General features: G+C 68.1%; 26 protein-coding genes. 20 read left to right on the top strand and 6 right to left on the bottom strand.

The genetic code is table 11. From position 1 onward, the window contains the following. Nucleotides 1-148: 148 nt before the first annotated feature. The 3 genes from GBG68_RS12335 to GBG68_RS12325 form a co-directional block, all read right to left on the bottom strand. Nucleotides 149-646 (bottom strand): DUF934 domain-containing protein, encoded by a 498-nt coding sequence (locus GBG68_RS12335; protein WP_152147787.1) that lies wholly within the window; start codon nt 644-646, stop codon nt 149-151. Further along, nucleotides 639-2,288 (bottom strand): nitrite/sulfite reductase, encoded by a 1,650-nt coding sequence (locus tag GBG68_RS12330; RefSeq protein ID WP_152147785.1) that lies wholly within the window; start codon nt 2,286-2,288, stop codon nt 639-641. Before GBG68_RS12330 ends, GBG68_RS12335 begins: the two co-directional genes overlap by 8 nt. 121 nt (nt 2,289-2,409) lie before the next feature. Further along, nucleotides 2,410-2,898 carry a DUF6231 family protein gene (locus GBG68_RS12325; protein ID WP_152147783.1) on the bottom strand — a complete coding sequence of 163 codons (489 nt, stop codon included), beginning with the start codon at nt 2,896-2,898 and terminating at the stop codon, nt 2,410-2,412. Nucleotides 2,899-3,093: 195 nt separating this feature from the next. Between GBG68_RS12325 and pilM the strand changes: the two genes are divergently transcribed. The 19 genes from pilM (at nt 3,094) to GBG68_RS12230 (ending at nt 20,391) form a co-directional block, all read left to right on the top strand. After that, nucleotides 3,094-3,975 (top strand): pilus assembly protein PilM, encoded by an 882-nt coding sequence (gene pilM, locus GBG68_RS14470; RefSeq protein WP_152147782.1) that lies wholly within the window; start codon nt 3,094-3,096, stop codon nt 3,973-3,975. After that, the gene (locus GBG68_RS12315; protein ID WP_152147780.1) at nt 3,972-4,562 is read left to right on the top strand and encodes a PilN domain-containing protein; all 591 of its coding nucleotides are present in this window, start codon (nt 3,972-3,974) and stop codon (nt 4,560-4,562) included. The genes pilM and GBG68_RS12315 overlap by 4 nt, the downstream gene beginning before the upstream one ends. Continuing rightward, nucleotides 4,559-5,212: a hypothetical protein gene (locus GBG68_RS12310; RefSeq protein WP_152147778.1), complete on the top strand. Its 654-nt coding sequence runs from the start codon at nt 4,559-4,561 to the stop codon at nt 5,210-5,212. Before GBG68_RS12315 ends, GBG68_RS12310 begins: the two co-directional genes overlap by 4 nt. Beyond that, nucleotides 5,205-5,561, top strand: coding sequence for a hypothetical protein (locus GBG68_RS12305; protein WP_152147776.1), 357 nt, complete (start codon nt 5,205-5,207; stop codon nt 5,559-5,561). The genes GBG68_RS12310 and GBG68_RS12305 overlap by 8 nt, the downstream gene beginning before the upstream one ends. Then, nucleotides 5,558-7,288, top strand: coding sequence for a pilus (MSHA type) biogenesis protein MshL (gene mshL, locus GBG68_RS12300; protein ID WP_226801792.1), 1,731 nt, complete (start codon nt 5,558-5,560; stop codon nt 7,286-7,288). Before GBG68_RS12305 ends, mshL begins: the two co-directional genes overlap by 4 nt. Nucleotides 7,289-7,300: 12 nt before the next feature. Further along, nucleotides 7,301-8,149, top strand: coding sequence for an ExeA family protein (locus GBG68_RS12295; RefSeq protein WP_152147774.1), 849 nt, complete (start codon nt 7,301-7,303; stop codon nt 8,147-8,149). Continuing rightward, the gene (locus GBG68_RS12290) at nt 8,146-9,645 is read left to right on the top strand and encodes a tetratricopeptide repeat protein (protein ID WP_152147772.1); all 1,500 of its coding nucleotides are present in this window, start codon (nt 8,146-8,148) and stop codon (nt 9,643-9,645) included. Before GBG68_RS12295 ends, GBG68_RS12290 begins: the two co-directional genes overlap by 4 nt. 12 nt (nt 9,646-9,657) lie before the next feature. Beyond that, nucleotides 9,658-11,394 (top strand): GspE/PulE family protein, encoded by a 1,737-nt coding sequence (locus GBG68_RS12285; RefSeq protein ID WP_152147769.1) that lies wholly within the window; start codon nt 9,658-9,660, stop codon nt 11,392-11,394. Nucleotides 11,395-11,397: 3 nt separating this feature from the next. Further along, nucleotides 11,398-12,621: a type II secretion system F family protein gene (locus GBG68_RS12280; RefSeq protein ID WP_152147767.1), complete on the top strand. Its 1,224-nt coding sequence runs from the start codon at nt 11,398-11,400 to the stop codon at nt 12,619-12,621. Next, entirely contained in the window at nt 12,621-13,220 is a 600-nt protein-coding gene (locus tag GBG68_RS12275; protein WP_152147765.1) for a prepilin-type N-terminal cleavage/methylation domain-containing protein, read from the top strand. The genes GBG68_RS12280 and GBG68_RS12275 overlap by 1 nt, the downstream gene beginning before the upstream one ends. A gap of 76 nt (nt 13,221-13,296) precedes the next feature. Further along, complete coding sequence (locus tag GBG68_RS14690) at nt 13,297-13,755, top strand: pilin (RefSeq protein ID WP_152147763.1); 459 nt, start codon at nt 13,297-13,299, stop codon at nt 13,753-13,755. Between the two features lie 88 nt (nt 13,756-13,843). Further along, nucleotides 13,844-15,739 (top strand): O-antigen ligase family protein, encoded by a 1,896-nt coding sequence (locus tag GBG68_RS12265; protein WP_152147761.1) that lies wholly within the window; start codon nt 13,844-13,846, stop codon nt 15,737-15,739. Continuing rightward, nucleotides 15,736-16,233: a GspH/FimT family pseudopilin gene (locus GBG68_RS12260; protein WP_152147759.1), complete on the top strand. Its 498-nt coding sequence runs from the start codon at nt 15,736-15,738 to the stop codon at nt 16,231-16,233. Before GBG68_RS12265 ends, GBG68_RS12260 begins: the two co-directional genes overlap by 4 nt. Continuing rightward, nucleotides 16,217-16,717, top strand: a complete 501-nt coding sequence (locus GBG68_RS12255) for a prepilin-type N-terminal cleavage/methylation domain-containing protein (RefSeq protein WP_152147757.1) — start codon at nt 16,217-16,219, stop codon at nt 16,715-16,717. Before GBG68_RS12260 ends, GBG68_RS12255 begins: the two co-directional genes overlap by 17 nt. Next, nucleotides 16,714-17,589 carry a type II secretion system protein gene (locus GBG68_RS12250; RefSeq protein ID WP_152147755.1) on the top strand — a complete coding sequence of 292 codons (876 nt, stop codon included), beginning with the start codon at nt 16,714-16,716 and terminating at the stop codon, nt 17,587-17,589. Before GBG68_RS12255 ends, GBG68_RS12250 begins: the two co-directional genes overlap by 4 nt. Before the next feature lie 10 nt (nt 17,590-17,599). After that, nucleotides 17,600-17,989, top strand: coding sequence for a pilus assembly protein MshP (locus tag GBG68_RS12245; RefSeq protein ID WP_152147754.1), 390 nt, complete (start codon nt 17,600-17,602; stop codon nt 17,987-17,989). A 164-nt stretch (nt 17,990-18,153) separates the two neighbouring features. Next, on the top strand, nt 18,154-18,921 hold the full coding sequence (pomA, locus tag GBG68_RS12240) for a flagellar motor protein PomA (RefSeq protein WP_152147752.1): 768 nt from the start codon (nt 18,154-18,156) through the stop codon (nt 18,919-18,921). Beyond that, nucleotides 18,921-19,829, top strand: a complete 909-nt coding sequence (gene tssL, locus GBG68_RS12235; protein WP_152147750.1) for a type VI secretion system protein TssL, long form — start codon at nt 18,921-18,923, stop codon at nt 19,827-19,829. Before pomA ends, tssL begins: the two co-directional genes overlap by 1 nt. Continuing rightward, nucleotides 19,819-20,391, top strand: coding sequence for a PilZ domain-containing protein (locus GBG68_RS12230; protein ID WP_152147747.1), 573 nt, complete (start codon nt 19,819-19,821; stop codon nt 20,389-20,391). The genes tssL and GBG68_RS12230 overlap by 11 nt, the downstream gene beginning before the upstream one ends. Here GBG68_RS12230 and GBG68_RS12225 read toward each other — a convergent pair. The 3 genes from GBG68_RS12225 to GBG68_RS12215 all read right to left on the bottom strand — a co-directional run bounded on the left by GBG68_RS12225 (nt 20,388) and on the right by GBG68_RS12215 (nt 23,824). Beyond that, nucleotides 20,388-21,137: a hypothetical protein gene (locus GBG68_RS12225; RefSeq protein ID WP_152147745.1), complete on the bottom strand. Its 750-nt coding sequence runs from the start codon at nt 21,135-21,137 to the stop codon at nt 20,388-20,390. The two genes, GBG68_RS12230 and GBG68_RS12225, sit on opposite strands and share 4 nt — an antisense overlap. A gap of 14 nt (nt 21,138-21,151) precedes the next feature. Then, nucleotides 21,152-22,954 (bottom strand): VWA domain-containing protein, encoded by a 1,803-nt coding sequence (locus GBG68_RS12220; RefSeq protein ID WP_193222329.1) that lies wholly within the window; start codon nt 22,952-22,954, stop codon nt 21,152-21,154. 105 nt (nt 22,955-23,059) lie between these two features. Then, complete coding sequence (locus tag GBG68_RS12215; RefSeq protein WP_152147741.1) at nt 23,060-23,824, bottom strand: ParA family protein; 765 nt, start codon at nt 23,822-23,824, stop codon at nt 23,060-23,062. 146 nt (nt 23,825-23,970) lie between these two features. On the opposite strand from GBG68_RS12215, the gene GBG68_RS12210 reads away from it, so the two are divergent. Then, on the top strand, nt 23,971-24,981 hold the full coding sequence (locus GBG68_RS12210; protein ID WP_152147739.1) for a quinone-dependent dihydroorotate dehydrogenase: 1,011 nt from the start codon (nt 23,971-23,973) through the stop codon (nt 24,979-24,981). Nucleotides 24,982-25,015: the final 34 nt, after the last annotated feature.

Genomic DNA, 25,015 nt, shown 5'->3' with positions numbered 1-25,015 from the left:
CTGCCTGGCGCTGATCGGTGGCCTGTCCGTTATCCAGGGGCGGCTCATGACCGCGATTCTCTCTCGCCGTCGCTGGGCGGCGGCAATCGCGGCCATGAGCCGTTCCTGCAGTCGGCGCATGGCCCCTTGGACAGGCGGCGCGGGCGCTTCAGGCGCTGCGCAAACGCCGCTGGTAGATCCGCTCCTGCTGGTCCGCCGCCGCCTGATAGCTCAGGCTGAAATCATTCAGCGACTGCAGGGCGTCCGCCAGATCACGGTCCTCGCGCACCTCGAAGGCATTGATGCCCACGCGCTGCATATAGAACATCTGATCCCGCAGCACATCGCCTACGGCGCGCAGCTCGCCGGTGTAGCCGTAGCGTTCGCGCAGCAGCCGGGCGTGGGTGAGGCAGCGCCCGTCCTTGAATACCGGGAAATCCAGCGCGATCAAGGGCCGGTCCAGGAGTTGCTCGGCGACCTCGGCCACGGGCACATCGCCGTCGATGCGCACGCCCACGCCTTGGCGGCGGGCGCGTAGCGTTTCGCCTTCACGCTGCCAGCGCGCCCAGCTGACGATCAGCTCGCCGGTATCCGGCACCAGGGCATCGTCGTCCAGGTGCAGCCAGCGGTCGGCGACGATCTGCCGATCCTTGATGATGTTACGCATAGACAGCCTCCTTGAACGGGGCCATGCCCACCCGGCGATAGGTCTCCACGAAGGGTTCTTCTTCCACGCGGCGCGCCACGTAGACCTGGAGGATGCGCGCCAGGGCTTCGGCTACCTCGGCTTTGGCGATGGCCGGGCCCAACCGGTCGCCCAGGGCACTGTCGTTGGCGGAGGAGCCGCCCAGGGTGAGCTGATAGAACTCCTCGCCCTTCTTGTCCACGCCCAGAATGCCGATGTGGGCCACATGGTGGTGCCCGCAGGCGTTCATGCAGCCGGATATGTTCAGGCGTATGTCGCCCAGATCATAGAGGTGGTCCAGATCGTCGAAGCGCTCGTTGATCTGGCGGGCGATGGAGAGGGAGCTGGCGTTGGCCAGGCCGCAGAAATCCAGCCCCGGGCAGCAGATCATGTCGCTAAGCGTGCCGATGTTCGCGGCGGCCAGCTCCTGCGCCCGCAGGCCCTGCCACAGCGCATACAGGCGGTCGCGACGCACGTCGGTGAGCAGCAGGTTCTGGTTGTGGCTGGCGCGGATCTCGCCGAAGCTGAATTCATCGGCCAGATCGGCGAGGGCTTCCATCTGCTCGGCGGTGATGTCGCCGGGCGGTACGCCGGGCGCCTTGAGCGAGACGAACACCGCGGCGTAGCCGGGCTGCTTGTGGGCGACCACGTTGCGCTGCACCCAGCGGGCGAACTCGGGATCGGCGTCGATACGCGTCGGCAGCTCGCCTTCACCGGCATCCGTCGCGTAGGCGGGCGGGGTGAAGAAGGCCTGCATGCGGCGCACTTCCGCCTCGTCCAGGGTGAGCGAAGGCTGATCGCGCAGCTGCTCCCACTCGGCCTCCACCTCGCGGGCGAAATGCTCGGCGCCCCAGGCGCGCAGCAGAATCTTGATCCGCGCCTTGTGGATGTTGTCCCGGCGGCCGTGCAGGTTGTAGACCCGCAGGATTGCTTCCAGGTACGAGAGCAGGTGGCGCTTGGGCAGGAATTCGCGAATCACCTCGCCGATGATCGGCGTACGGCCGAGTCCGCCGCCCACCAGCACCTGGAAGCCGGTCTCGCCGTCCTCGTTGCGCACCAGTTGCAGACCGATGTCGTGCACCCGGGTGGCGGCCCGGTCACGGTCGGCGCCGCTGACCGCGATCTTGAACTTGCGCGGCAGATAACTGAACTCGGGGTGGAAGGTGGCCCACTGGCGGATGATCTCGCAATACGGGCGCGGATCTTCCAGTTCGTCCTGGCTGACGCCGGCCAGGTGGTCGGAGGTGACGTTGCGGATGCAGTTGCCGCTGGTCTGGATGGCGTGCATCTGCACCTCGGCCAGCTCGGCGAGGATGTCGGGCACCCGCTCCAGGGCCGGCCAGTTGAACTGGATGTTCTGACGGGTGGTGAAGTGGCCGTAGCCCTTGTCGTATTTCCGGGCGATGGAGGCCAGGCGCCGCAGCTGCCGGCTCGCCAGCAGCCCGTAGGGGATGGATACCCGCAGCATCGGGGCGTGTCGCTGGATGTAGAGGCCGTTCATCAGGCGCAGCGGGCGAAATTCCTCCTCGCTGAGCTCACCGGCGAGATAGCGCCGGGTCTGCTCCCGATACTGGGCGACACGTTGTTCGACCAGGGTCTGGTCGTATTGATCGTAGAGATACATGGAAGCGCGTGAACCTGCATGGAATGGGGCTGATGGGGCGCACGCTAACAGTCGCCGCTTATACTCAAAAGGAATATTTAAGTATAAAAGTAGGTGGGGTCGTTATATGCCCCGGGGCCGCTCACCAGCGGTACTTGTCCCACAGCTGCGGATTGGCCCAGTTGTTGGCATTCAACCAATCCGGCGTGGTCTTGTAGGTGGCGATGGCGAATTCATACAGGGCGCGCAGCCGGCCATCCCGCGCCTCGCGAAAGCGCCGGGTCAGCCCGTAGGCGATCATGTCATCGTGCGCCCAGTGCCCGGCCGGGGCATCCACCAGCACCATCAGTTGTCGCGCCCCCCGGTCACGCAGGGCGGCGATCAGTGGCCCCGCCTGCGCCCGCTGGAGCTCGGTCAGCCCGCAGAGCAGCGCCAGCTCCACGGGCGCGTCGCCCTCCGGCGAGGGCAGTGCGCTTGCCGCCTGCGCGGGGCTCAAGGCGCGTGATGGCGCCGTCAGGCCGCAGGCGTTCGCCAGCCTGAGGGCGCCATCGCCGATGCAGAGCAGCCGCGCCGGCGGCGGGTCGCAAAGCTGGCTACGCAGGGCCTCGCACAGGGGTGAGTCAGGGTTCATGGAGTCTCCGCAAGCCGCCCAAAAGCTATTGTAGCGTGGGGTCTTGGCTGTTGCCCATGGGCAAAAAGCTGGATAAGCTCGCTGCTCATCGAATAACCATATAAACCCCCGCAGGCAGGGAAGCCGACGGGTACGGACTGGGGGGGTACGGTCCTGTTGCGCTTCCTGCGGAAAAAACCCAAAAGCGGCTCTCTGGTGGGCGTGCATTTCACCGATCGGCAGCTCGCGTTGGTTCGCTGCCGGGACGATGACGGCCGGGTGGAACTGGCGTTGAGCCGGCCGGTGGAAGGCGCGGACGAGCGCGCCCGGGTGCTCGCCGAACTGGTGCGCGAGCATGGCCTGGAGCGCCGGCCCTGTGTTTGCATGCTGAGCCCCGGTGACTACCAGTTGCTGCAGGTGGAAGCACCCGATGTGGATCCCGCCGAACTGCGCGCCGCCATTCGGTGGCGCATCAAGGACCTGATCGACTACCACGTGGACGATGCGGTGGTGGACGCCTTCGCCGTCCCTGAATCCGTCAACCGCGGTGCCGTGAAAATGATGTTCGCCGTATCCGCGCGGCTGCGCCGGGTGCAGGAGCTGGTGGATACCGTCCAGGGCTCGGGGCTGTGGCTGCAGGCGGTGGATGTGGCGGAGCTGGGGCTGCGCAATATCGCCGCCCAGGTGCCGGAGCAGGCCGGTGGCGTGGTGGTGCTGGCGCTGGGTGAGCGGCGGGGCCTGATCACCGTGTGCCGGGACCAGGCCCTGTATCTGGCGCGCGGGCTGGATTTCGGCAGTGAGGCGCTGATCGACGAGGGCACCCTGCGCTATGAATCGCTGGTGCTGGAGTTGCAGCGCTCGCTGGATTACTACGAAAGCCAGCTGGCCGGCGTGCCCGCCTCGCGCATCCTGGTCGCCCCCATGGACGGTCCGCGGGATCGCTTGGTGGAGTATCTCAACGAGCAGCTGGGGGTGCCGGCCTTCGGCCTGGATCTGCACCAGGTCGTGGAATTCGACCAGACGCCCGAGCCGGCGGCGCAGGCGCCGCTGCTCTACGCCCTGGGGGGCGCGCTGCGCCGGGAGCGGAAGGCCCTGTGAACCAGCAGATCAATCTGTATCAGCCGATTCTGCGCCGGGAGGCCAAGGTCTTCTCCTCCCGGGCCATGTTGCTCGGTTTGCTGCTGGTGGCCTTGGGCTTGCTGGCTCTGTCCGCGGTGGTGGAATGGCGCCTGCGCGTGCAGGAAGCGGAATTGGCCGAACTGGAAGCCCAGCGCCAGGGGCTGCAGCAGCGGCTCACGGTGCTGGAGGTCCGCTTTCCCGAGCCGCGCCGAGACCCCGCGCTGGAGCGCCAGGTGGCGGCGGGCGAGGAGGAACTGCGGCGCAAGCGACGCTTTCTGGAAGTGTTCGGCGCGGGCAGCCAGGCGGGAGCGGATTACGCCGCCGTGCTGGATGGTCTGGCGCGCGCCGCCGAGGACGATCTTTGGCTCACCCGTATAGTGCTCGATGGCCGTGGCGCGGCGAGCCTGCAAGGTCTGACCCTGGATGCGGCCCGCTTGCCGCTGTGGATGGAACGCTTGGGTGAACAACCCGGCCTGGCCGAGCAGCGCTTCCAGGGGCTGCGGGTGGAGCGGCTGGACGAGCGCGCCCTGCGCTTCGAGCTGGAAGCGGCGGGGGGCGATCAGTGAAGGCATTTCTGGAGCGTATCGGCCAGCGCATCGACGGCTTCAGCCTGCGCGAGCGGCTGCTGGTTTTCCTGGCGGTGCTGAGCGCCCTGGGCGGGCTGTGGTTCGTGGGGTTCTACGAGCCGCGGGAGCAGGCGCTGGAGCAGCTGGAGCTGCGCCGGGAGCAGGCCCGCAACGCCATGGAGACCGCGCGCTCGCAGATCGACGCGGTCACCGCCCGCGCCCAACAGGACCCGAACCGCAGCCTGCGTCTGCGTCTGGCACAGCTGGAGGCCGAGCGCGAGGGGCTGGATGCTCGCATCGCCGAGCGCACCGCGGGCTTCGTCGCGCCCTCGCAGATGGCGCCGCTGCTGCGTGATCTGCTGCGCGCCCAGCGCGGGCTGCGCCTGATCAGCATGGAGAGCCTGCCGGTGGCCCAGGTGGATCTGGGCCTGGACGAGGAGCAGAGCAGCGTGCCGGTCTACCGGCATGGCCTGGAGCTGGTCTGGGAAGGGGACTTCCCCGCTACCCGCCGCTACCTGCGCGCGCTGCAGGCGCTGCCCTGGCGGCTTAACCGCGATGGCCTGGAGTACGAGGTGCAGGAGTATCCGCGGGCGCGGGTGCGGCTGCGGGTGCACACCATCAGCTTGTATCGGGAGTGGATCGGTGTCTGAGCGTATTGCGGGTCTGGCGCTTGTCCTTATGCTGTGCAGCGGCGCCGCCGTGGCGGATCGCGACCCCACCCGGCCCGCCGCAGGCTGGGTCGGGCAGACGCCCGCGCCCGTCAGCCGCGCGCACACCACCGAGTTGCGCCTGAATGCCATTCTCTACGGCGAGCAGCGTCGTCGGGCGCGTATCGGTGAGCGCTGGCTGGGCGTAGGCGATGAAATCGACGGGGCGCGGGTGGTGGATATCCGCCCGGACCGGGTGCGCCTGCAGCGTGCCGACGGCCCTTTGGTATTGATGCTGGGGGGTGGCGAAGCGCCTGCCCTGGGCAAAGTCTTTCGAGAGCGGAAACAATGAGCATGAAACGCCCCTGCATGAGCCGAGCGGGCATACTGGCGCTGGTACTGATCCTCGCCGGATGCGCCGCCAATCCGCCCGCCGAGAGGGCGCAGCCCGAGCCGAAGCCCGCACCCCCCCGGGCCGAGCAGCCCGCCGCTCGCCCCGCGCCGCCGCAGGTGCCCGCCTCGGTGCAGCAGGCGCTGCTGGCGTCGCGAGCGGAGCAGGCGCGCGCCGCCCCCGAGGAGCCGCGCTTCGATCTGGCCGTGACCGCCGTGCCCGCCCGTGAGTTCTTCATGGGGCTGGTGGAGGGCACGCCCTACAACATGGTGGTGCACCCTTCGGTGAGCGGCGAAATCTCGCTGAGCCTGAAGAACGTCACCGTGCCCGCGGTGATGAGCGCCGTGCGGGAAGTCTTCGGCTACGAATACAAGCGCAGCGACAATGGCTATCTGGTGCTCCCCAGCGAGCCCCAGAGCCGTATCTACCAGCTCGATTACCTGAACGTGCAGCGCAGCGGCCTGTCCCAGACCCGGGTGAGCTCGGGACAGGTGAGCGAGCGGGTGGACAACCAGGAAGGCGGCTCGGGCACTACCCGCAGCCGCGAGAACCAGGACGCCAGCCGGGTCGAGACCCGCAACCAGGCGGATTTCTGGCTTGAACTGCGTGACGCGTTGCAGGCGTTGGTGGCCAGCGACCCCCAGGCCTCCGTGGTCATCACCCCCCAGGCGGGTCTGCTGGTGGTGCGCGCCAACCCCGCCATACAGCGCCAGGTGGCGCAATATCTGGACAGTCTGCAGGACAGCGTGCACCGTCAGGTGGTGCTGGAGGCGAAGATCCTGGAGGTGGAGCTGAACGAGGGCTTCCAGGCCGGGATCAACTGGCAGGCCCTGGGCCGTGGCGGCAAGGACACCTCCTGGACCACCACCCAGCGCGGCGGTGGCAATCTGAACAATGCCGGCAACAACAGCGCCTACCAGCGTAGCGGCGGCAGCCAGACGCTGCCGCTTTTCGGCGTGGACGGCAACGGCAACCCGGTGGGGCCGGACTTCAGCACCTTCGGCGGTGTGTTCAACCTGGCCGTGGTGGATCTGGGCGATTTCGCCGCGCTCATCGAGCTGCTGCAGACCCAGGGCGATGTGCAGGTGCTCTCCAGCCCCCGGGTGTCCACCGTCAATAACCAGAAGGCGGTGATCAAGGTGGGCAGCGACGAGTTTTTCGTCACCGACGTGGAGAGCGATACCACCTCCGTGGGCGACAATGCCGTGGTCAGCCCGGACATCACCCTCACGCCGTTCTTCTCGGGCATCGCCCTGGACGTGACCCCGCAGATCTCCGAGCAGGACGTGGTCACCCTGCACATCCGCCCCTCGGTCACCGAGGTCACCGAACTGGTGAAGACCATCACCGTGGCCGGACAGCAGCAGAGCCTGCCGCTCGCCTTCAGCACCATTCGTGAATCCGACAGCATCGTGCGCGCTCGCAGCGGCCAGATGGTGGTGATCGGCGGCTTGATGCAGGAGCGTCAGGCGGAGAACCGTGGCGGCACGCCGTTCCTCAGCGATATTCCGCTGGTGGGCAACCTCTTTCGCCACACCAGCACCGGCTCGGTGAAAAAGGAGCTGGTGATCCTGCTCAAGCCCCTGGTGGTGGATGACCAGGCTTGGGAGCGGGAAGTGCAGGACAGCCTGCGGCGCTACGAGGATCTGCGTCGCCGCTCCTCGCTGCGGGATGACCGCGGTCGCTGAGGGGCGGCGACCGTGTACCTGGCGCATTTCGGTCTACGCGAACCGCCCTTTGCCCTGACCCCGGACACCAGCTTCTTCTGCAACCGGGGCAGCCACCATGAGGCGCTGAATGTGCTGATGGTGGCGCTGCGCAGCGGTGAGGGCTTCATCAAGATCACCGGCGAGGTAGGCACCGGCAAGACACTGCTCTGCCGGCAGTTGCTCAACAGCCTGGACGACAGCCACTACAGCGCCTACATCCCCAACCCCTTCCTCGGCGCCAACGCCCTGCGCATGGCCCTGGCCGACGAACTGGGCATTGCCTACCAGCGCAACGCCGGCCAGCACCGGCTCTCGCAACAGCTCAACGCGCGCCTGGTGGAGCTGGCCCGGGAAGGCAAGCGCACCGTGCTGCTGGTGGACGAGGTCCAGGCCATGCCGGCGGAGACCCTGGAAGCGCTGCGCCTGCTGAGCAATCTGGAAACGGAAACCCACAAGCTGCTGCAACTGGTGATCTTCGGCCAGCCGGAGCTGGATCAGCGCCTGGCCGAGCCGGGGCTGCGCCAGTTGCGCAGCCGTATCGCCTTCTCCCACCGGCTGCGGCCGCTGGACCGGGCGGGGCTGGCGGATTATCTGCGCTACCGGCTGCAGGCCGCCGGCTACCAGGGCGAGCCCCTGTTCGAACCCCGTGCCGAGGGGCTGCTGTTGCGCGGCAGCCGGGGCATTCCCCGGCTGGTGAATATTCTCGCTCACAAGGCGCTGATGGCCGCGTTCGGGGAAGGACGCAGCCGTGTGCGGGCCGCCCATGTGCGCCGCGCGATTATCGACACCGATGATGCCAGCCCCGCCGGCTGGTTTGCTCGCCTGGGGTGGAGCCGATGAGTCTGATCAACGATGTGCTGCGGGACCTGGAGCGCCGCCAGCGGGGGCAGAGCGACGCCCTGGCCGGCCTGCGCCCGGTGCAGCACCGGAGCGGGGGGGCGCGTCGCACCCTATGGGCGCTGCTGATTCTGTTGCTGCTCGCCGCCGTGACCGGCGGTGGCTGGTGGCTGTGGACCACCGCGCCCGGGGCTGGCCAGCAGAGCGCCGCGGCGCCCGAGGGTACGGCGACCCCCGTCGTGCCTTCCGCGATAACTCCGGCCGCTGCCGATGGGGCATCCGCCATTGAAGAGTCGCGCAGCGATCCCGGCGCATCGCGCCCCCGCGCGCCCCGTCAGGCCCCGGCCCCGGCTCCCGCGCCGCGCCTGCATACCTTGAACGCGCGGCGCGAGGGCGAGTGGCTGCGCCTGGGCCTGCACACCGATCGCCTGCTGCCCCACCGCATCAGCCGTGGTGAGCGCAGCCTGGAACTGCTCCTGCCCGGCGCCGAACTGGCTGCCGCGCTACCCGATATCGCCGCCCTGGATGGGCGCCTGCAAACGGTGGACCTGCGCCAGGGGGAGCAGGGCGTGCAACTGGCCATGAGTTTCAACGAGCCGGTGCGGGTGCAGGCGGGCTGGGAGCGCGGTCAGGACGGCGCGCGGCTGGCGCTGGATATCCATCTGCCGACGCCGGCACCGACGCCGTCGCCCCGGGGCGAACCAAAGGACGCGCCGGTTGCCACGGCCACCGTGCTCCCCCGCCATGGTGCGCCCACCCAGGGTACATCCACCGAGCCCACAGCCGCGGCCCGCCCTCAGGCAAGCACGCAGCAGGCGCCGCATGCGGCGCGGGCAACACCCTCCGGCGGGGCCGCCGCGGGCGGCGATGCAGCCGCCAGTCAGGCCCGTTTCAGCAAACAGGCCGCCGCCCCCACGCCGGAACGCCGGGCCCGGGCGCTGCTGCGCGAGGGCGACAAGCTGCTCGGCGCCCGGCGCCCGGGTGCCGCCGCGGGCGCCTACCGCGAAGCGCTGGATTGGCGGCCCGGCCTGGAAGCCGCCCGCCGCGGCCTGGTGGACGCGTTGCTGCGCGCGGGGCGTGAGGCGCAGGCCATGGACGAGCTGCGCGCCGCCCTGGCCCGCCCGGCGCTCTCCGCCGCCGCCGAGGCGGATTTCGCCGCCCGCCTTGCCCGGCTGCTGGCCGCTCGGGGCGACACGGAACGGGCCGTGGCCGTGCTGCAAGAGCATGCCCCGGCGCGCCTGGGCGATGGCGAGTATCATGCCTTGCTCGCCGCGCTGCTCCAGCGCGGCGGCAATTACGCCGAGTCCGCGCGTTGGTACCAACGGGTACTCGAAGTGGATCCGCAACGCGCGGTATGGTGGATGGGCCTGGGGCTCGCGCTGGAAGGGGCGGCGAGCTACACGTCGGCGGCACAGGCCTACGGGGCAGCGCTACAGGCCGACGGCCTGGGCGCGGAAGCGGAACAATTTGTCAGGGAGCGCCTGCGGGCGCTGCAGTGAGGCGAGCGGCCCATGCGCAAGAAAATCCGAATCGGTGACCTGCTGGTTCAGAACAAGATCATCTCCGAGGGGCAGCTGCAATCGGCGCTCGACGAGCAGAAGCGCAGCGGGCGCAAGCTCGGTCGCACCCTCATCGAGCTGGGGTACCTCACCGAGGATGACCTGCTCAACTTCCTCTCCCAGCAGCTGGCGGTGCCCTTCGTCGATCTGAAGACCTATCAGTTCCGCCCGGAGACGGTGCGCAAGCTGCCCGAGACCCACGCCCGGCGCTACCGGGCCATCGTCCTGGACGAGACCGACGAGGATTTCCTGGTGGGCATGGCCGACGCCACCGATATCTTCGCCTACGACGAACTGGCTCGCATCCTGCGCAAGCCCGTGCGCCTGGCGGTGGTGCGCGAATCCGAGCTGCTGCGCACCGTGGACACGGTCTATCGGCGCACCGAGGAGATCAGCCACCTCGCGGAGGAATTGGGCGAAGAGCTGGGCGAGGACGATTTCGACCTGCAGCAGCTGGTGGAGAACGAGGAAACCGCCAACGCCCCGGTGGTGAAGCTGCTGCAGACCGTGTTCGAGGACGCGGTGCAGGTGGGCGCCTCCGATATCCACATCGAGCCCGACGAGGGCATGCTGCGCATCCGCCAGCGCGTGGACGGCGTGCTCCAGGAGCACGTCATGAAGGAGCACCGCATCGCGCCGGCGCTGGTGCTGCGCCTCAAGCTCATGGCGGGGCTGAATATCTCGGAAAAGCGCCTGCCCCAGGACGGGCGCTTCAACATCAAGGTCAAGGGGCGCAGCGTGGACGTGCGTGTCTCCACCATGCCCGTGCAGCACGGCGAATCCGTGGTCATGCGCCTGCTGGATCAGTCCAGCGGCCTGTTGAACCTGGCGCAATTGGGCATGCCCGAGGAGGTCATGCGCCGCTTCCGCGCCCTGGTGCGCCACCCCCACGGCCTGGTGCTGGTCACCGGCCCCACCGGCTCGGGCAAGACCACCACGCTCTACGGCGCGCTTTCGGAGCTCAACGAGGCGGCCAAGAAGATCATCACCGTGGAAGACCCGGTGGAGTATCGCCTGCCGCGCATCAACCAGGTGCAGGTGGCCGAGCGCATCGGCCTGAGCTTCGCCGGCGTGCTGCGCGCCGCTCTGCGCCAGGACCCGGACATCGTCATGGTCGGTGAGATGCGCGACCAGGAGACCGCCGAGATCGGCCTGCGCGCCGCCGTCACCGGCCATCTGGTGCTCTCCACCCTGCATACCAACGACGCCGTCTCCACCGCCATCCGGCTGCTGGATATGGGGGCGGAGAGCTTCCTGCTCGCCGCCTCCCTGCGCGGCATCATCGCCCAGCGGCTGCTGCGGCGGATCTGCGACAGCTGTCGCCAGACGTATGAGCCCGACGCCCAGGAGCGGGCCTGGCTGCGCGGCGTGGTGAGCGAGGACACCCCGCTGGAGCTGCACCGGGGCCTGGGCTGCAGCCACTGCAACAACACCGGCTACCGGGGGCGCGTGGGTGTCTACGAGCTGCTGGAACTGGACGGCGCCATGACCGATGCCCTGCGCCGCAACGACCAGGCCGCCTTCGCCCGTGCCGCCGCCGCCAACCCCGACTACCGCCCCCTGGGGCGCGTCGCCACGGACTACGCCCTGCAGGGCGTGACCAGCATGGAAGAGGTGCTGCGGGTCGCCGGGGAGCTGGACACGGTGCTGGATGCGCCCACGGTGCTCGACGAGGCGGCGGAGGCCTGATCGGTGGCGCATTTCCACTACAAGGCCCGGAGCAGCCGGGGCGAGTTCCTGGAGGGCGAACTGGAGGCGGCCTCGGCGGACGCCGTGGCCAGCCAGCTGATGGACAACGGCATCACGCCCATCGATATCCGCGAGAAGGCGGCATCCGGCGGCGGCCTGGATTTGTCGAACCTGCAGCTCTGGGAGCGGCGGGTAAGCCTGGACGAGCTGGTGATGTTCAGCCGCCAGATGTACACGCTCACCCGCGCCGGGGTGCCCATCATCCGCGCCATGAAGGGCCTGGCGGAGACGGCCAAGAGCACACGCCTCAAACGCGTGCTCGGTGAGATCACCGAGAGCCTGGAATCGGGCCGGGCGCTGGGGGAATCCCTGCGCGCCCACCCGGATGTGTTCAACAGCCTGTACGTGAGCATCATCCAGGTGGGGGAGAACTCCGGCCGCCTGGAAGAGGCCTTCCTGCAGATCGCCCGCCACCTGGAGCTGGACAAGGAAACCCGCGAGCGGGTGAAGACGGCGCTGCGTTATCCGCTGATGGTCTTCGTGGCCATCACCGCGGCCATGTTCATCATCAATCTCAAGGTCATTCCCGCTTTCGCCGGGGTGTTCGCCAGTTTCGATGCCGATCTGCCCTGGGCCACACGGCTGTTGATCGGCACCTCGAATTTCTTCCTCGCCTACTGGGTGCATATCAGCGTGCTGCTCGTCGCCGCCGTGGCCGGGCTGATCTGGTACGTGCGCACCGAGTCCGGCGAGTATCGCTGGGATCGCTACAAGCTGCGCCTGCCGGTGGTGGGGAATCTGATCCTGCGCGCGACCCTGGCCCGCTTCGCCCGCTCCTTCGCGCTCTCCATGCGTTCCGGCGTGCCGCTGATCCAGGCGCTCACCGTGGTGGCCCGCGCCGTGGACAACGCCTACGTGGCCGCCCGGGTGCTGACCATGCGCAACGGCATCGAGCGCGGCGAGAGCCTTACCCGCACCGCCGTGACCAGCGATATGTTCACGCCGCTGGTGCTGCAGATGCTTGCCGTGGGCGAGGAAACCGGCCGGGTGGACGACATGATGCAGGAGGTGGCGGAATTCTATGAGCGGGAAGTCGATTACGACCTCAAGCGGCTCAGCGCCTATATCGAGCCCATCATGATCATCGCCATCGGCATCATGGTGCTGGTGCTCGCCCTGGGGGTGTTCCTGCCCATGTGGGATCTGGCCAGCGCGGCGCGCAATTGATGGCCGGGCCGCGCGAAACACGGGCGGGCGCCCAGGCCGGCTTCACGCTGCTGGAGCTGGTCATCGTCGTGGTGCTGGTGAGTGTGCTCATAATGTTCGCCGTCGACCGCCTGGCCGCGCTGCGGGTGGAGGCGGAGCGGGTGGCCATGGAGCGCACCCTGGGCAGCCTGCGCAGCGCCGTGGGTCTGGATGTCGCCGAGCATATCCTGGAGGGGCGCGTGGCGCGCCTGCCGGAGCGGGCAGGGGACAACCCCATCGGTCTTCTGCAAGAGCCGCCGGTCAATTACGCCGGCGCCTTTCTGGGCGCCGAGCCGCCGGTGCCGCCGGGCAGCTGGTACTTCGACCTGGGGAGCCGCGAGCTGGTCTATTTGCCCCGTGCCGCGGATGCCATCGCCATCGAGGCGGGGGATCGGCTGCGCTTCGCCCTGCGCCTGGTCTACGAGGATCGCGACGGCGACGGGGCCTTCGATGCGGACAATGACCGCATTCGGGGTTTACAGATCGTGTCTCGCACGTCATATTCGTGGCCTACTGAGCCGATGAGTGAAGGCTGGGCAGGGAAGGCCGATGTCGGGCCGCGTGGGGCGGCCGGGCTTTGAAAAAGTACAAAGCGCCGCGGGAACAGGGACGCGCAGCGGCGAAGAAAATCCTCTTACTTTGCGGAGTCTTGCAATAATGAAGCGCGTCCAAGCGGGTTTTACCCTGATCGAACTGGTCATCGTCATCGTCATCCTTGGCATCCTGGCGGCCACCGCCCTGCCGCGGTTCATCGATGTGAGTGAAGAGGCCCACGTGGCCGCCGTGGAAGGTGCCGGTGGCGGCTTCGCCTCCGGCGTGCAGCTGGCTCATGCCCTGTGGTTCGCCGAAGGCCAGAGCGGCGCCAGCGTGAACATGGACGGCACGACGGTAGCGGTGAATGCCAGCGGCTGGCCGGCGGGCAGCAGCAACGCCCAGTGCCTCGGCAGCTGGAACGGTGTGATGAGCAACCCGCCCAGCGCCTCCGGTGCCAATGCGGATTATTCCATCACCGGCGCCAGCCCCTGCGTGTTCACCTACCAGGGCACCGCGAATATGTCGATCAGCTACGATCCGAGCAACGGCCAGGTGACCGTGGACAGCGATCCCAGCAGCTGATCCATCGCCTGATGTCTTGAAGGCATAAGGGGGCCCTCCACCGGAGGGCCCTTTCTCGTACGGACCCGGGGTTTTCCAAGTGGTGCGCATGCCTGGTTTCCCGCCTCGATCCCTGGCCCTGGGCCTGCTGTCCGGCGCCGCGCTGCTGTTCGCCGTGCTGTTCAACGGCCAACGCCTGTTGCTGTTCTCCGCGGCCCTGTCCTGCCTGCTGCTGGCGCTGCTCACCGCTCGCTTCCTGCCCGCGCCCGCCTTGCGGGGCCTGCCCCGCAGCGCCGCGGTGTACACGCTCGCCGCCCTGTGGCTGTGGCTGGGCGCCAGCACGCTGTGGAGCGAGGTGGGGTATCTCAGCGCCATCGGCTTCTGGTGGTTCGGCGCGCTGCCCCTGGCCGCCGCGCTGCTCTGGCAGTGGCAGCCGGAGCCCCGCCCCTGGCGGTACTTCATGGGCGGGGTGCTGGCCCTGGGCTTGCTGCTGGTGCTGTGGCAACTCTGGCAACTGAGATGGGAACTGGAGCCCTCCGGCCCATTCCTGAACAAGAACTCTCTGGCGGCCTTCCTGAACCTGATCCTGCTCGCCACCCTGGGCCTGCTGGCTGCGGGGCGTGCCCGCGGCTATGCGCTGATCGTCCTGCTGGCCCTGGGGCTTGCCCTGGTGGGCAGCCGGGGCGCCTTGCTGGGCCTGGGGGCGGGTTTGGCCGCCTACAGCCTGGCGCTGACCGTTCGTCGCCAGTGGCGGAGCCTGGGCCTGGCCCTCGTCAGCGTGCTGCTGGGGTTGGTGCTGGGGGAGTTGCTGACCGATGGCCTGGCCGGCGCCCGGCTCGCCAGCCTGGCCGAGCCGGGTAGCGCCGGGGCCGATCGCTTCGTGATCTGGGAATCCGCCTGGCGGATGTTCCTGGAGCGGCCCTGGCTGGGCTGGGGCCTGGGCACCTTCTGGGTCGCCTATCCGCCGTTTCGCCAGCCCGCCGACGGCAGCGGCGGCTTCTACGTGCATAACGATTATCTGCAGTTCGCCGTGGAGGCGGGTTGGCCGGGGTTGCTGCTGCTCACGGCCTTCTCCCTGGCTCTGCTGTGGCTGGGGCTGCGTTATCTGCACCGCGCACGGGATACGCGGGCGCGCACGGAATTCGCCGGCCTGTGGGCCGGGCTGCTGGCGGTGGGCGTGCACACCCTGTTCACCTTCAATTTCTACATCCTCGCCATTCTGCTGCTGGCGGGGTTGTACGTCGGGCGCCTGTTGCAACTCGCCGCGGTGGAGGCCGTGGTCCCCGTCACGCCGCTGGTCAGGCCCGACTGGCTGGGTGCCCGCGCCGCGCGCCTGGTGCTGGTGCTCTTGGCCGCCTTCCCGTTGCTGTACTTCCTCGCCCTGGGCAGCGCCCGATACCAGATGCAACAGGCGCAGGCCTTGGCCGAGCAGGGCCAGATCATCGCCGCGGACCGGCGCCTGCAGCGGGTCCAGCGGCTGCTGCCCGGGCAGGATGCCGCCCATCTTGCCCGAGCCGGCCTGATGCTGGAATTGCTGGGGCGCGGCGAGGTGCCCGGCGACAGTCGCCGGCAATTGCAGCAGACCGCCCGTGCCCTGTTGGACCGGGCCGCAAGGGCCAATCCCTTGCGCGCCCAGGTGCCCTTGATGCGCGCCCGGCTCGGGGTTCTCTCCGGCGACGCCGGCGCCGTGATCGAGTCAGATTATCGCCAGGCCCTGGCGCTGGATCCCCTGCATGTGGAGGCGCGCACCGCCTACGCGGTGTATCTTCTACGCCAGGGACAGGAGGCGCGGGCCGCCCGGGTGCTGGAAGCGGGCTTGGCATACCGATACCCGCCCCACGGGCCGGTGCTGGCCTATCTGCGTCTGGCCGCCGATGTTCGCCTTGCGCGGGGCGATGAGCAGGGCGCGGCGGCGCTGCGCTCGCGGGCCGATGAGCTGCAGAGCGCCATGTTGCGCTACGCCGCCCGCCGTACGCGGGATTTTCGCTTGCTGGAGCGTTTATGAGCGCAGGCGCGACCAATAAGAACCGGCGCTTGAGCGCCGGCCCCGGCCTGGCCAGGGGTTTTACGCTGGTGGAGCTGATCCTGGTGTTGGTGATCATCGGTGTGATCGCCGCGGTGGCGGGCAGTCGTTTTGCCGGCACCCGCGCCTTCGATGAGCTGGGCAGCCGGGAGGAACTGGCCTCGGCGCTGCGCTATGCCCAGCGTCTGGCCATCGCCAGCCAGTGTCCGGTGACGGTGACCATTGCCGGCGGTGCGTATAGCCTGACCGTGGCGGCCGAGAATACCGCCACCGCCACGCCCTGCGATGGCGGCAACGTTGCCGTGCGAGACCCGCTGGGCAGCGGTGCCTATCAGGGGCAGACCGCGCCGGCCCTTAACGCGACTGTGCGCTTCAATGCCCTGGGGCAGCCGGAAGCGGGCGGGGGCACCGTGTTGAACGTGGGCGGGCGCAGCCTGCGGGTGGAGGAGGAGACAGGCTATGTCTATCTGCCCTGAGCGCGCCCGGGGGGCTACCCTCATCGAGCTGATCGTGAGCATTGTCATTATTTCGGTGGCGCTCACCGGTGTGCTGCTGGCCATCAACCGCGCCACCCGCCTGAGTGTGCAGCCCATGGTGCAGGCCCAGGCCGTGGCCGTGGCCGAGAGCTATCTGGACGAGATCTTGATGCGCGCCTGGCGCGACCCGGACGACCCCAGCGATGGTTGCGCCTCGCCGGGCGCCGAGGCTGGCGAGACGCGCGACAGTTTCGACGACATCACCGACTATCACGGCCTGGAGATCGATGGACGGGTGCGCAACCAGTTCGGCGAGTTGATCCAGGAGTTGGCCGCTTACCGGGTCAGTATCAGTATCAGCTGTGCGGATCTGGGGGATATTACGGCGGCCAGCGGCCAGGCGGCGCGCATCGAGGTGCAGGTGCGCAACACCGCGCTCGCCACGCCGGTGGTGCTGCGCGCATACCGCGCGGAGGCGCCATGAAGGGGGCTAAGCGGGGTTTCACGCTGGTGGAGCTGATCGTGGTGATCGTCATCGCCGGGATTCTCGCCACCATGATCAGCAGCTTCATCGCCCGGCCGGTGCAGAATGCCGCCCTGGTGGGTTCCCGGGCGGCGCTGAGCTACGCCGCCGACACGGCGCTGCGGCGCATGGCGCGGGAGCTTGCCACCGCCCTGCCCAACAGCCTGCGGGTGCCGGGCGGGGAGGGCGCTCGGCTGGAATTCGTGCCCACCCGGGATCTGGCGCGTTACCGGGAGACTCCCGCCGGGCCCCACGTCAATGCCGAAAACCGCCTGCGCTTCGATGCCAGCGACGATGCCTTCAATGTCTACGCCGGCAATACGGCGCTGGCCAGCGCGGGGAACCTGGCCGCGGGCGAGCGGCTGGTGATCTACAATATTCCCGATTTCGAGCCGGCCAACGGTCAGTATCAGCCGCGCATCTACGGCGATGCGGCCAATGAGCGCAACCCCGGCGTGGCGAGCCGGGCCGCCGGCGACGTGGGCCCCATCAGCCTCACCGCGACCGGCAATGAGTTCCGGGTGGACATGCCCGCTCATCGCTTCCTCTACCGCTCGCCCCGCCAGCGCATCTACCTGGCCACGCCGCCGGTGAGTTACTACTGCGCGGCCGGCACCCTGCGCCGGGTCACCGGCTACCCCTGGCAGGTGAACCAGCCCAGCTTCGCCGGCCAGGGGGATGTGCTGCTGGACAGCGTGGAAAGCTGCACGTTCACCTACCAACCGGGCAACAGCCAGCGCAGCGCCCTGGTGACCCTGGAGGTCCGCCTGCGCGACAACGAAGGCCAGGTGTTGCACCTGCTGCGCCAGGTGCACCAGCCCAATGCCCCCTAGGAGCGAGCCCATGCGTGACCCACAAGGTGGTTTCTCCCTGGTCAGCGCGATCTTCATCATCGTGGTACTCAGCGCGCTTGGCGTGGGCGTCGTGCGGGTGAGCACCAGCGAGGTGGTGGCCAGCGCGAGCCATCTGCAGGGCGCCCGCGCCTACTACGCCGCTCGCGCCGGGCTGGAGTGGGGCCGGCACCGGGCGGTGAATGCCAGCCAGTGCGACGCCGCCAGCACCCTGAACGTGGAGAATTTCACGGTGCGGGTCAGTTGCACGGCCCAGGTCTACCAGGACCCACAGCCGTTCACCCTGTATTGGTTGCGCGCCACCGCGGAGCAGGGGGCGTTGGACGGCACCCGGCAGGACCTGGTGCGCCGGACCGTGCGGGCGAACGTATTACCGCCCTGAGCCCGATTCGCTGTGGAGCGCATCACAGTCTAGACTCCAGGTCGTCCGTCAAGACTTCAGCGGGCGCGCCCTTGGCCGATAACCCCCAGGGAACGGCCCGCGAATGCCCCGGCGCAGGGATGGCCGTCGTCGCATGCCAATAAGTACGGGAGCATCTACAGACGATGGATCTGGCTACACTAATCGGGTTGATCGGTGCCATAAGCGTCATCGTCGGGGCGATTGTGGTCGGCGGCAGCGCGGGCACCTTCTTCAATGTTCCCTCGCTGCTCATCGTGGTGGGCGGCACCGTCACTTCCACACTGATCAAGTTTCCCGTTGCGCAGTTCGTTACCGCCTTCAAGACCGCGGGCCGTGCGTTCAGTTACAAGAGCGATGATCCGCGCCAGCTGATCGCCACTACCGTGGAGCTTGCCCAGGTGGCGCGCAAGGAAGGGCTGTTGGCGCTGGAGAGCTACGAGGTGGACAACCCCTTCCTGCAAAAGGGCATCCAGCTGGTAGCCGACGGCCATGAGCCGGATTTCGTCAAGAAGGTACTGACCCAGGAGATCGATCTGCAGATCGAGCGCCACGAGCAGGGCGAGAACGTTTTCCGCGCTCTGGGCGATGTGGCCCCGGCCATGGGCATGATCGGCACCCTGATCGGCCTGGTGCAGATGCTCTCCAATATGGACGACCCCAAGCAGATCGGCCCGGCCATGGCCATCGCCCTGCTGACCACCCTTTACGGCGCGGTGATGGCCAACGCCATCTTCCTGCCGATCGCCGACAAGCTGGGTAACCGCAACGAGGAAGAACGGGTCAATCGGACCCTGATCCTGGAAGGCCTGGTCTCTATCCAGGAAGGCTTGAATCCGCGGGTCATAGAGGAACTGCTGAAGACTTACCTGCCCGGCAACATGCGCGACTCCCTGGAGACGGAGGCGGCCTGATGGCGCGGCGCAAGAAGAACAAGGCGGCCGGTGCGCCGGCCTGGATGAGCACCTTCGCCGATCTGTCGACCCTGCTGCTGTGCTTCTTCGTCCTGCTGCTGTCCTTCTCCGAGATGGACATCCAGCGCTACAAGATGGTCATGGGCAGCATGCGTGACGCCTTTGGCGTGCAGCGGGAGGTTACCGCCGAGGAAAGCCCCCTGGGGACGAGCTTCGTGGCCCAGAAGTTCTCCCCCGGCCCACCGCAGCCCACGCCGCTGGCGATGGTGCGCCAGCAGGTCGCACCCCAGCCCCAGCAGTATCAGGAGATCGTGCGCGAGGGCGAACCCTCCAGTGCCGATCAGCACCAGGGTACCGATGGCGCGCCGCGCATGCCCGATTCGGTGGAGGGCGACGCGCAGGTGGCCCGGGAGGCGGCTCGCATCCGGGAGTCCCTCTCCCAGGAGGTGCAGCAGGGGCTGGTGGAGGTTGAGGCCGGCGAGCGGGTGGTGACCATCCGTATCCGCGAGCAGGGCTCTTTCCCCTCGGGGCAGGCGGAGTTGATTCGCCCCTTCGTGCCGGTGATCCGGAAGATCGCCCGGGCGGTGGAGAGCACACCCGGCCAGGTGGTGGTGGCGGGGCACACGGACAATGTGCCCATACGCACAGACCGGTTCCGCTCCAACTGGGAATTGTCCGCGGCCCGGGCGGTAACGGTGACCCACTACCTGCTGGAGGAGAGCGAGCCATTTGACGAAGCGCGGATCACGGTGGTCGGGCATGCCGATACCCGCCCCCTGGTGCCCAACGACAGCTGGGATAACCGGGCGCGCAATCGCCGGGTGGAGATCCGCATCGTCAAGGGCAAGCCTGTGGAGAGCGAGAGCAGCGCAGACGAACTGAGCGGAGGCCGGGTTGATGAGCGATGAGCGGCGTAGCTATTTCCGAGTGCGGGACACGGTCTGCCTGCAGGTGGAGCCGGTGCCCGCCCACGCGGTGAAGGGCCTGGTCGAGCAGCTGCAGGAGCCGGCCCCGGATGCCTTCTATCTGGCCTCCGAATTCAACCTGATCCGCCAGGAAACGGCCGTGCTGCAGCGCCAGTTGAGCGGCCAGCCCACGGCCCTGCGGCGTTATCTGGAAACCCTGGATCGCAAGCTGGACCGGGTCTGCGAGGTGCTGCTGGTGCAGTCCGTCGCCGGCGGTTCAGCCCGTCGGGTGGAAGTGGACATCAGCGCCGACGGCCTGGGCTTCGAGTGGCCGGTGGCCTACCCGGAAGGCGCGCATCTGGATCTGCGCATCGTGTTGCTGTCCACCGGCGGCGGTGTGCGCGTGCTGGGGAAGGTGAGACGCTGCCGGGCTTGTCCGGATGGCGGTCACCGTATCGGTGTTGCCTTCGAGCATCTGCGCGAGGCGGACCGGGAGATGTTGGTGCAGCATGGGCTGCGCCGCCAGGCGAGCATGCTGCGCAGCCGCCACGAGGAAGACGCTTAGTCTTTTTTCTCCTCGTCCTCCGGGGGCAGGTCGAACAGGGATTCATCCAGCTCCAGCATCGCGGTGGCTTCAGCATTGGCGGTATCGCCTTCCTCGGCGCGCGTCTCCGCGCCGGGCTCGGAGGGGCTGTCTTCCGCGCCTTCCTCCTCACCGGTGAGCTGCCCGCTCTCCAGGCGCTCCAGGATCTGCCGAGCGGTCAGTTCCTGGGAGGCGTCCAGGTGCACGCCAAACATGGCGGTGTATTCCGCGAAAACCCGGTTCAGGGTCTGACGATAAAGGCGGATATCGTCGGCCAGCTCTTCCACTCGCTTCGGGTCCATGCCCGGCTCGCGGCCGCCCGGCGCCCGCTCGGGCGCATCGCCGCCGCTGACCGGTTCCGGCTGCAGTTCGGTATAGGGCTTGAGCACGTCCCGCAGCTGCTCATCCATCTGGCTCACCGCCTCACTGTTTCGAGTGAGGTAGGTGCTGATGAACTGGTCGTAGAAGTCACGCTCGGCGGCCATCAGCCGCTCGGTCTGGGCCTGCAGCTCCTCGCCCTCCAAACCGTATTTCTCCTGCAGCACCTGCTGCAGCTCCTGGCGGCGCACGTCGCGCTGCTCGCGCACCCGGCTGACCAGATTGTCGGCGGCGCTGCGGTCTCGGCGCCGGCCGCGCCAGCCTCGGGTGAGCAGGATCGTCAGCACGAGCGTCACCAAGGCGGCGAATTCCGCCATGGCGATCATGGAAATCCATTCGGAACTGGACATGGTCCGGTGCTCCCTCAGTCTTTGGAGCCGTCGTCGGACGGCGCTTCCGGGGCTTCCTCGTCCTCACCCACGCTGGGCATGGCCATGCGGCGCTGGCGCAGCATGTGGACGATGATGCCAATGATACCGAACAGGGCGAGGTTGCCCACGACCACCACCGCGCCCACGAACAGCCAGTTGATGCCGCCCTCGTCGTCGGGCGCCTCGGGCGTATTCTCTTCGGTGTGCGGTTCGTCGGGTGTTGGCTCAGCGGGGGGTTCCGCCGGAGTGTCCTGGGCGGCGGGGCCGCGCAGTTCGATCGTGTCCAGTTGCACCCGAAACTCTCGACCGTCCTCCGTGCGCCCGGCCACCTCCAGGGTGAGCGGGTAACTCAGCCCCGGCATCAGGCCGCGGACTTCCAGCTGCCAGTGCTCCGGGCCCTGGCGGCGGGCGTCCAGCTGCTCGGCGCCGCCTTCGGGCAGGCGCAGGTTCGCGCCGATGCGCAGGGATTCCGCGTCCACCCAGTCCACCGCGCGGCGCAGGTCCAGCCGCCAGCCCTCGCCGCCGGGCAGCGCGTCCCGCTCCACGCTGAGCGGCGAGGCGTAGACCCGAACCGTATGGTTTTTCTGGCGCTGGAAGGTGCGGCCGTCCACCAGCACGCTGAGCCGGTGTGCGCCCTGGCTGAGGCTCTCGTCCAGCTGCAGTTCGAACACCCCGTCGCCGGCGCGCCGATCATGTCCCAGGCCGTTGTCGCTCAGGCGCCACTGGCGCGGCGGCGTACCGTCCTCGCCATGTTGCTCGACGCGCAGGGCGATCACCTCCAGGAACTCCTGGCGGTCTATGATCTTGCCGTCCTCGGTGAGGCTGGCTTTCAAGGGGAGCTTCTCCCCGGCGAGCAAATTGTTCGGCAGCTCGCTGGTCTGCAGCTGTAGGTCGGTGACGATCATCACCCGGTTGTCCGGATCGAGCTGGGCCAGCAGGCGCCATTCGCCGGCGGCGGGCTTGTCCACCGTGACCAGCTCGTAGCCGTTCTCGCGGTGCCAGCGTACATGGGGCGGGTGTTGCTGGTGGCTGTATTCCACGCCACCGGGGGGCAGCAGGCGCACCGGCTCGCCGGCCGGGTCGCGGAAGGCGAGCAGGGTGAGCTCGCTGATGCTGTCGTCCACGGTGAAGCGGTTGTCGTCCAGCGGCAGACTGTCCCGCGCCACGGCCCGCTCGAAAAGCCGCAGGAACAGTCGCTGCAAGCGCTCGGCGCTGTCGGTCTGCTCGAAGCTCGCGCCGGTGCCGGTGGCGAGCCGCTCCAGCAGCGCCGCGTCCGCCTCCGTGGACAGGGCGATGGTGTGAACATTGATGCCGGCGCGCTGCAGCGCGGGGAGAGTCTGTTTCAGCAACCTCCGCCGAGCCCGATCATTGGCGCCGGGTTCCTTGGAGACATCCACCATGCCGTCGCTCAGCAGGATGATGCTGCGTCGGGTGTCCGGGTCGGGTTCCTGCCAGTCGCGGGTGGCCCGGTCCAGGGCCGCGCCGATGTCGGTGAAAAGCCCTCGGGAGTGGATTGCGCCGGCGGCGCGCTGGGCTTGCGCGCGCCAGGCCCGGTCCACCGCGCCCTCCGGCACGGTGTTGTTCACATACTGGCCAAAGGTCCACACGCCGGCGCGGCTGTCGGCGGGCAGCAGCCCTACCAGCAGGCGCAGGGCGGGGGCCCGCAGATTGTTCGGATCGGTGCGCTTCATGCTGCCGGAAACATCGATCAGCACCCGCACCTCGTCGGCGGCGTGGGCCGCGAGGCTCGGTGCGAGCAGCAGCATCAAGGCAATCAGCACAGGCCTCAGAGCCATCTTTCCCCCCTGACGGCGCGCGCGGGCTGCGCCGGAATGTGCGGTCTTCATGCTTCTTGTATCGGCCGACCACGCCGTTTGCTGAAGCTTTTCCTGGTGCGCCGCTCAGGCGAGCTTGTCGTGCAGCGCCTGGAATTCCGTGGTGAGCTTGTGCCGCGGCGCCAGATGGATCAGCGGCTTGTGGCACTGGTGTGATTCGCGGATCTTCACCGACGAGGAGAGATAGGCGTCGATCACCGGCAAACCTTCCTCGCGCAATTCTTCCACCACCTGGCGGGGCAGGGACGCGCGGGCCTGATACTGGTTGACGATGATGCCTTCCACTTCCAGGTCACGGTTGTGATCTTCCCGGATCTCGCGCACGTTGTAGATCAGCTCGTACAGGGCGCGGCGGGAAAAGTCGTCGCAATCGAAGGGGATCAGGCAGCGGTCGGCGGCGATCAGCGCCGAACGAGTGAAGAAGTTCAGCGCCGGTGGCGTGTCCACGTAGACCCGGTCGTAGTCCTCTTCCAGCTGCGCCAACGCGTCGCGCAGCTTGTAGATCTTGTAGCGGGATTCCAGCTTGCCCTGCAGGTTTTCCAGCTCACGGTTGGCGGGCATCAGGTGCAGGTTCTCGAAGGGGGTCTCATGGATGAATTCATGCACCGGCTTCTCGTTGAGCCGGAAACTGAGCATCTGCTCGAAGAAATCCGTGATGATGTCGGGCAATTCGTCGGTGTCGTTGCCCAGCAGGTACTGGCTGGAATTGCCCTGGGGGTCCAGGTCCACCACCAGGGTGCGCAGCCCCTGGGCGGCGCTGATGGCGGCCAGATTGCAGGTGATGGAAGATTTTCCCACCCCGCCTTTCTGGTTGAAGATCACCCGTTTCATCGAATTGTCGCACTCCCCGTCTATCAATCGTTCCGAGTGTAAGCAAAGCGTTAGGGCAGGTCGAGCGGCAAACGGCGCGGCGGGAATTGATTGGGGCCGGTGGAAAGGGCAGTATCGGGCGCGATTTACCCTGGGGGATGAAATTCATGTACGCCTTGCTGCGCCCGCTGCTGTTCCGCCTGGAGGCGGAGAAAGCCCACCATCTGACGCTCACCCTGCTGCAGCGCGCGGCCGCGCTGGGCCTGATCGGTGGCGAGCGCCCGCACTTGCCATGCCGCGTCATGGGGCTGGATTTCCCCAACCCCGTGGGGCTGGCGGCGGGCCTGGACAAGAACGGTGAGTACATCACGGCGCTCGCTCGACTCGGCTTCGGCTTCATCGAGATCGGCACGGTCACGCCCCGGCCCCAGCCGGGCAACCCCCGGCCGCGGCTGTTCCGCTGTCCGCGCGAGCAGGCGGTGATCAACCGCATGGGTTTCAACAACAAGGGCGTGGATTACCTGGTGGAGCAGGTGCGCGCGGCGCGCTTCCAGGGTGTGCTGGGGATCAATATCGGCAAGAATTTCGACACCCCCGTGGAGCGGGCGGTGGACGATTATCTGATCGGCCTGGAGAAAGTCTACCCTCACGCCGGTTACGTGGTGGTGAATGTCTCTTCGCCGAACACCCCGGGGCTGCGGGATTTGCAGCACGGGAAGCTGCTTGACGAGTTGCTTGACCGACTGCGCGAGGCCCAGGCGCGGCTCGCCCAGCGGCACGGCCGTTACGTGCCCCTGGTGATGAAGATCGCGCCGGATATGGACGCCGAGCAGCTGGCGGATTTCGCCCAACGCCTGCGGGCCTACCAGGTGGACGGTCTGGCCGCCACCAACACCACGCTCTCTCGCGATGGCGTCGAGCAGTGCGCCGCCGCCGCCGAGCCGGGGGGCTTGAGCGGCAAGCCGCTGCTGACACGCTCCACGGAGGTGCTGCGCCAGTTGGCGCAGCTGCTGGAAGGGGCGGTGCCCTTGATCGGCATTGGCGGTATCGTCGACGGCTCCGGGGCGGCGCTGAAGATGCGCGCCGGCGCCCAGCTGGTGCAGCTCTACAGTGGCCTGGTCTATCGCGGCCCGGCGCTGGTGCGCGAGAGCGTGGAAGCCATCCGCGCCGCCGGTTAGCCGCTTGTAAAGGCGGGGAAGGCCGGGGAGAATA

The organism is Alkalilimnicola sp. S0819, assembly GCF_009295635.1.
In the GTDB taxonomy this organism is placed as follows: Bacteria; Pseudomonadota; Gammaproteobacteria; order Nitrococcales; family WHIW01; genus S0819.
Note: the sequence above shows the minus strand (reverse complement) of the source record. Positions and strands in the feature narration are given on the sequence as shown.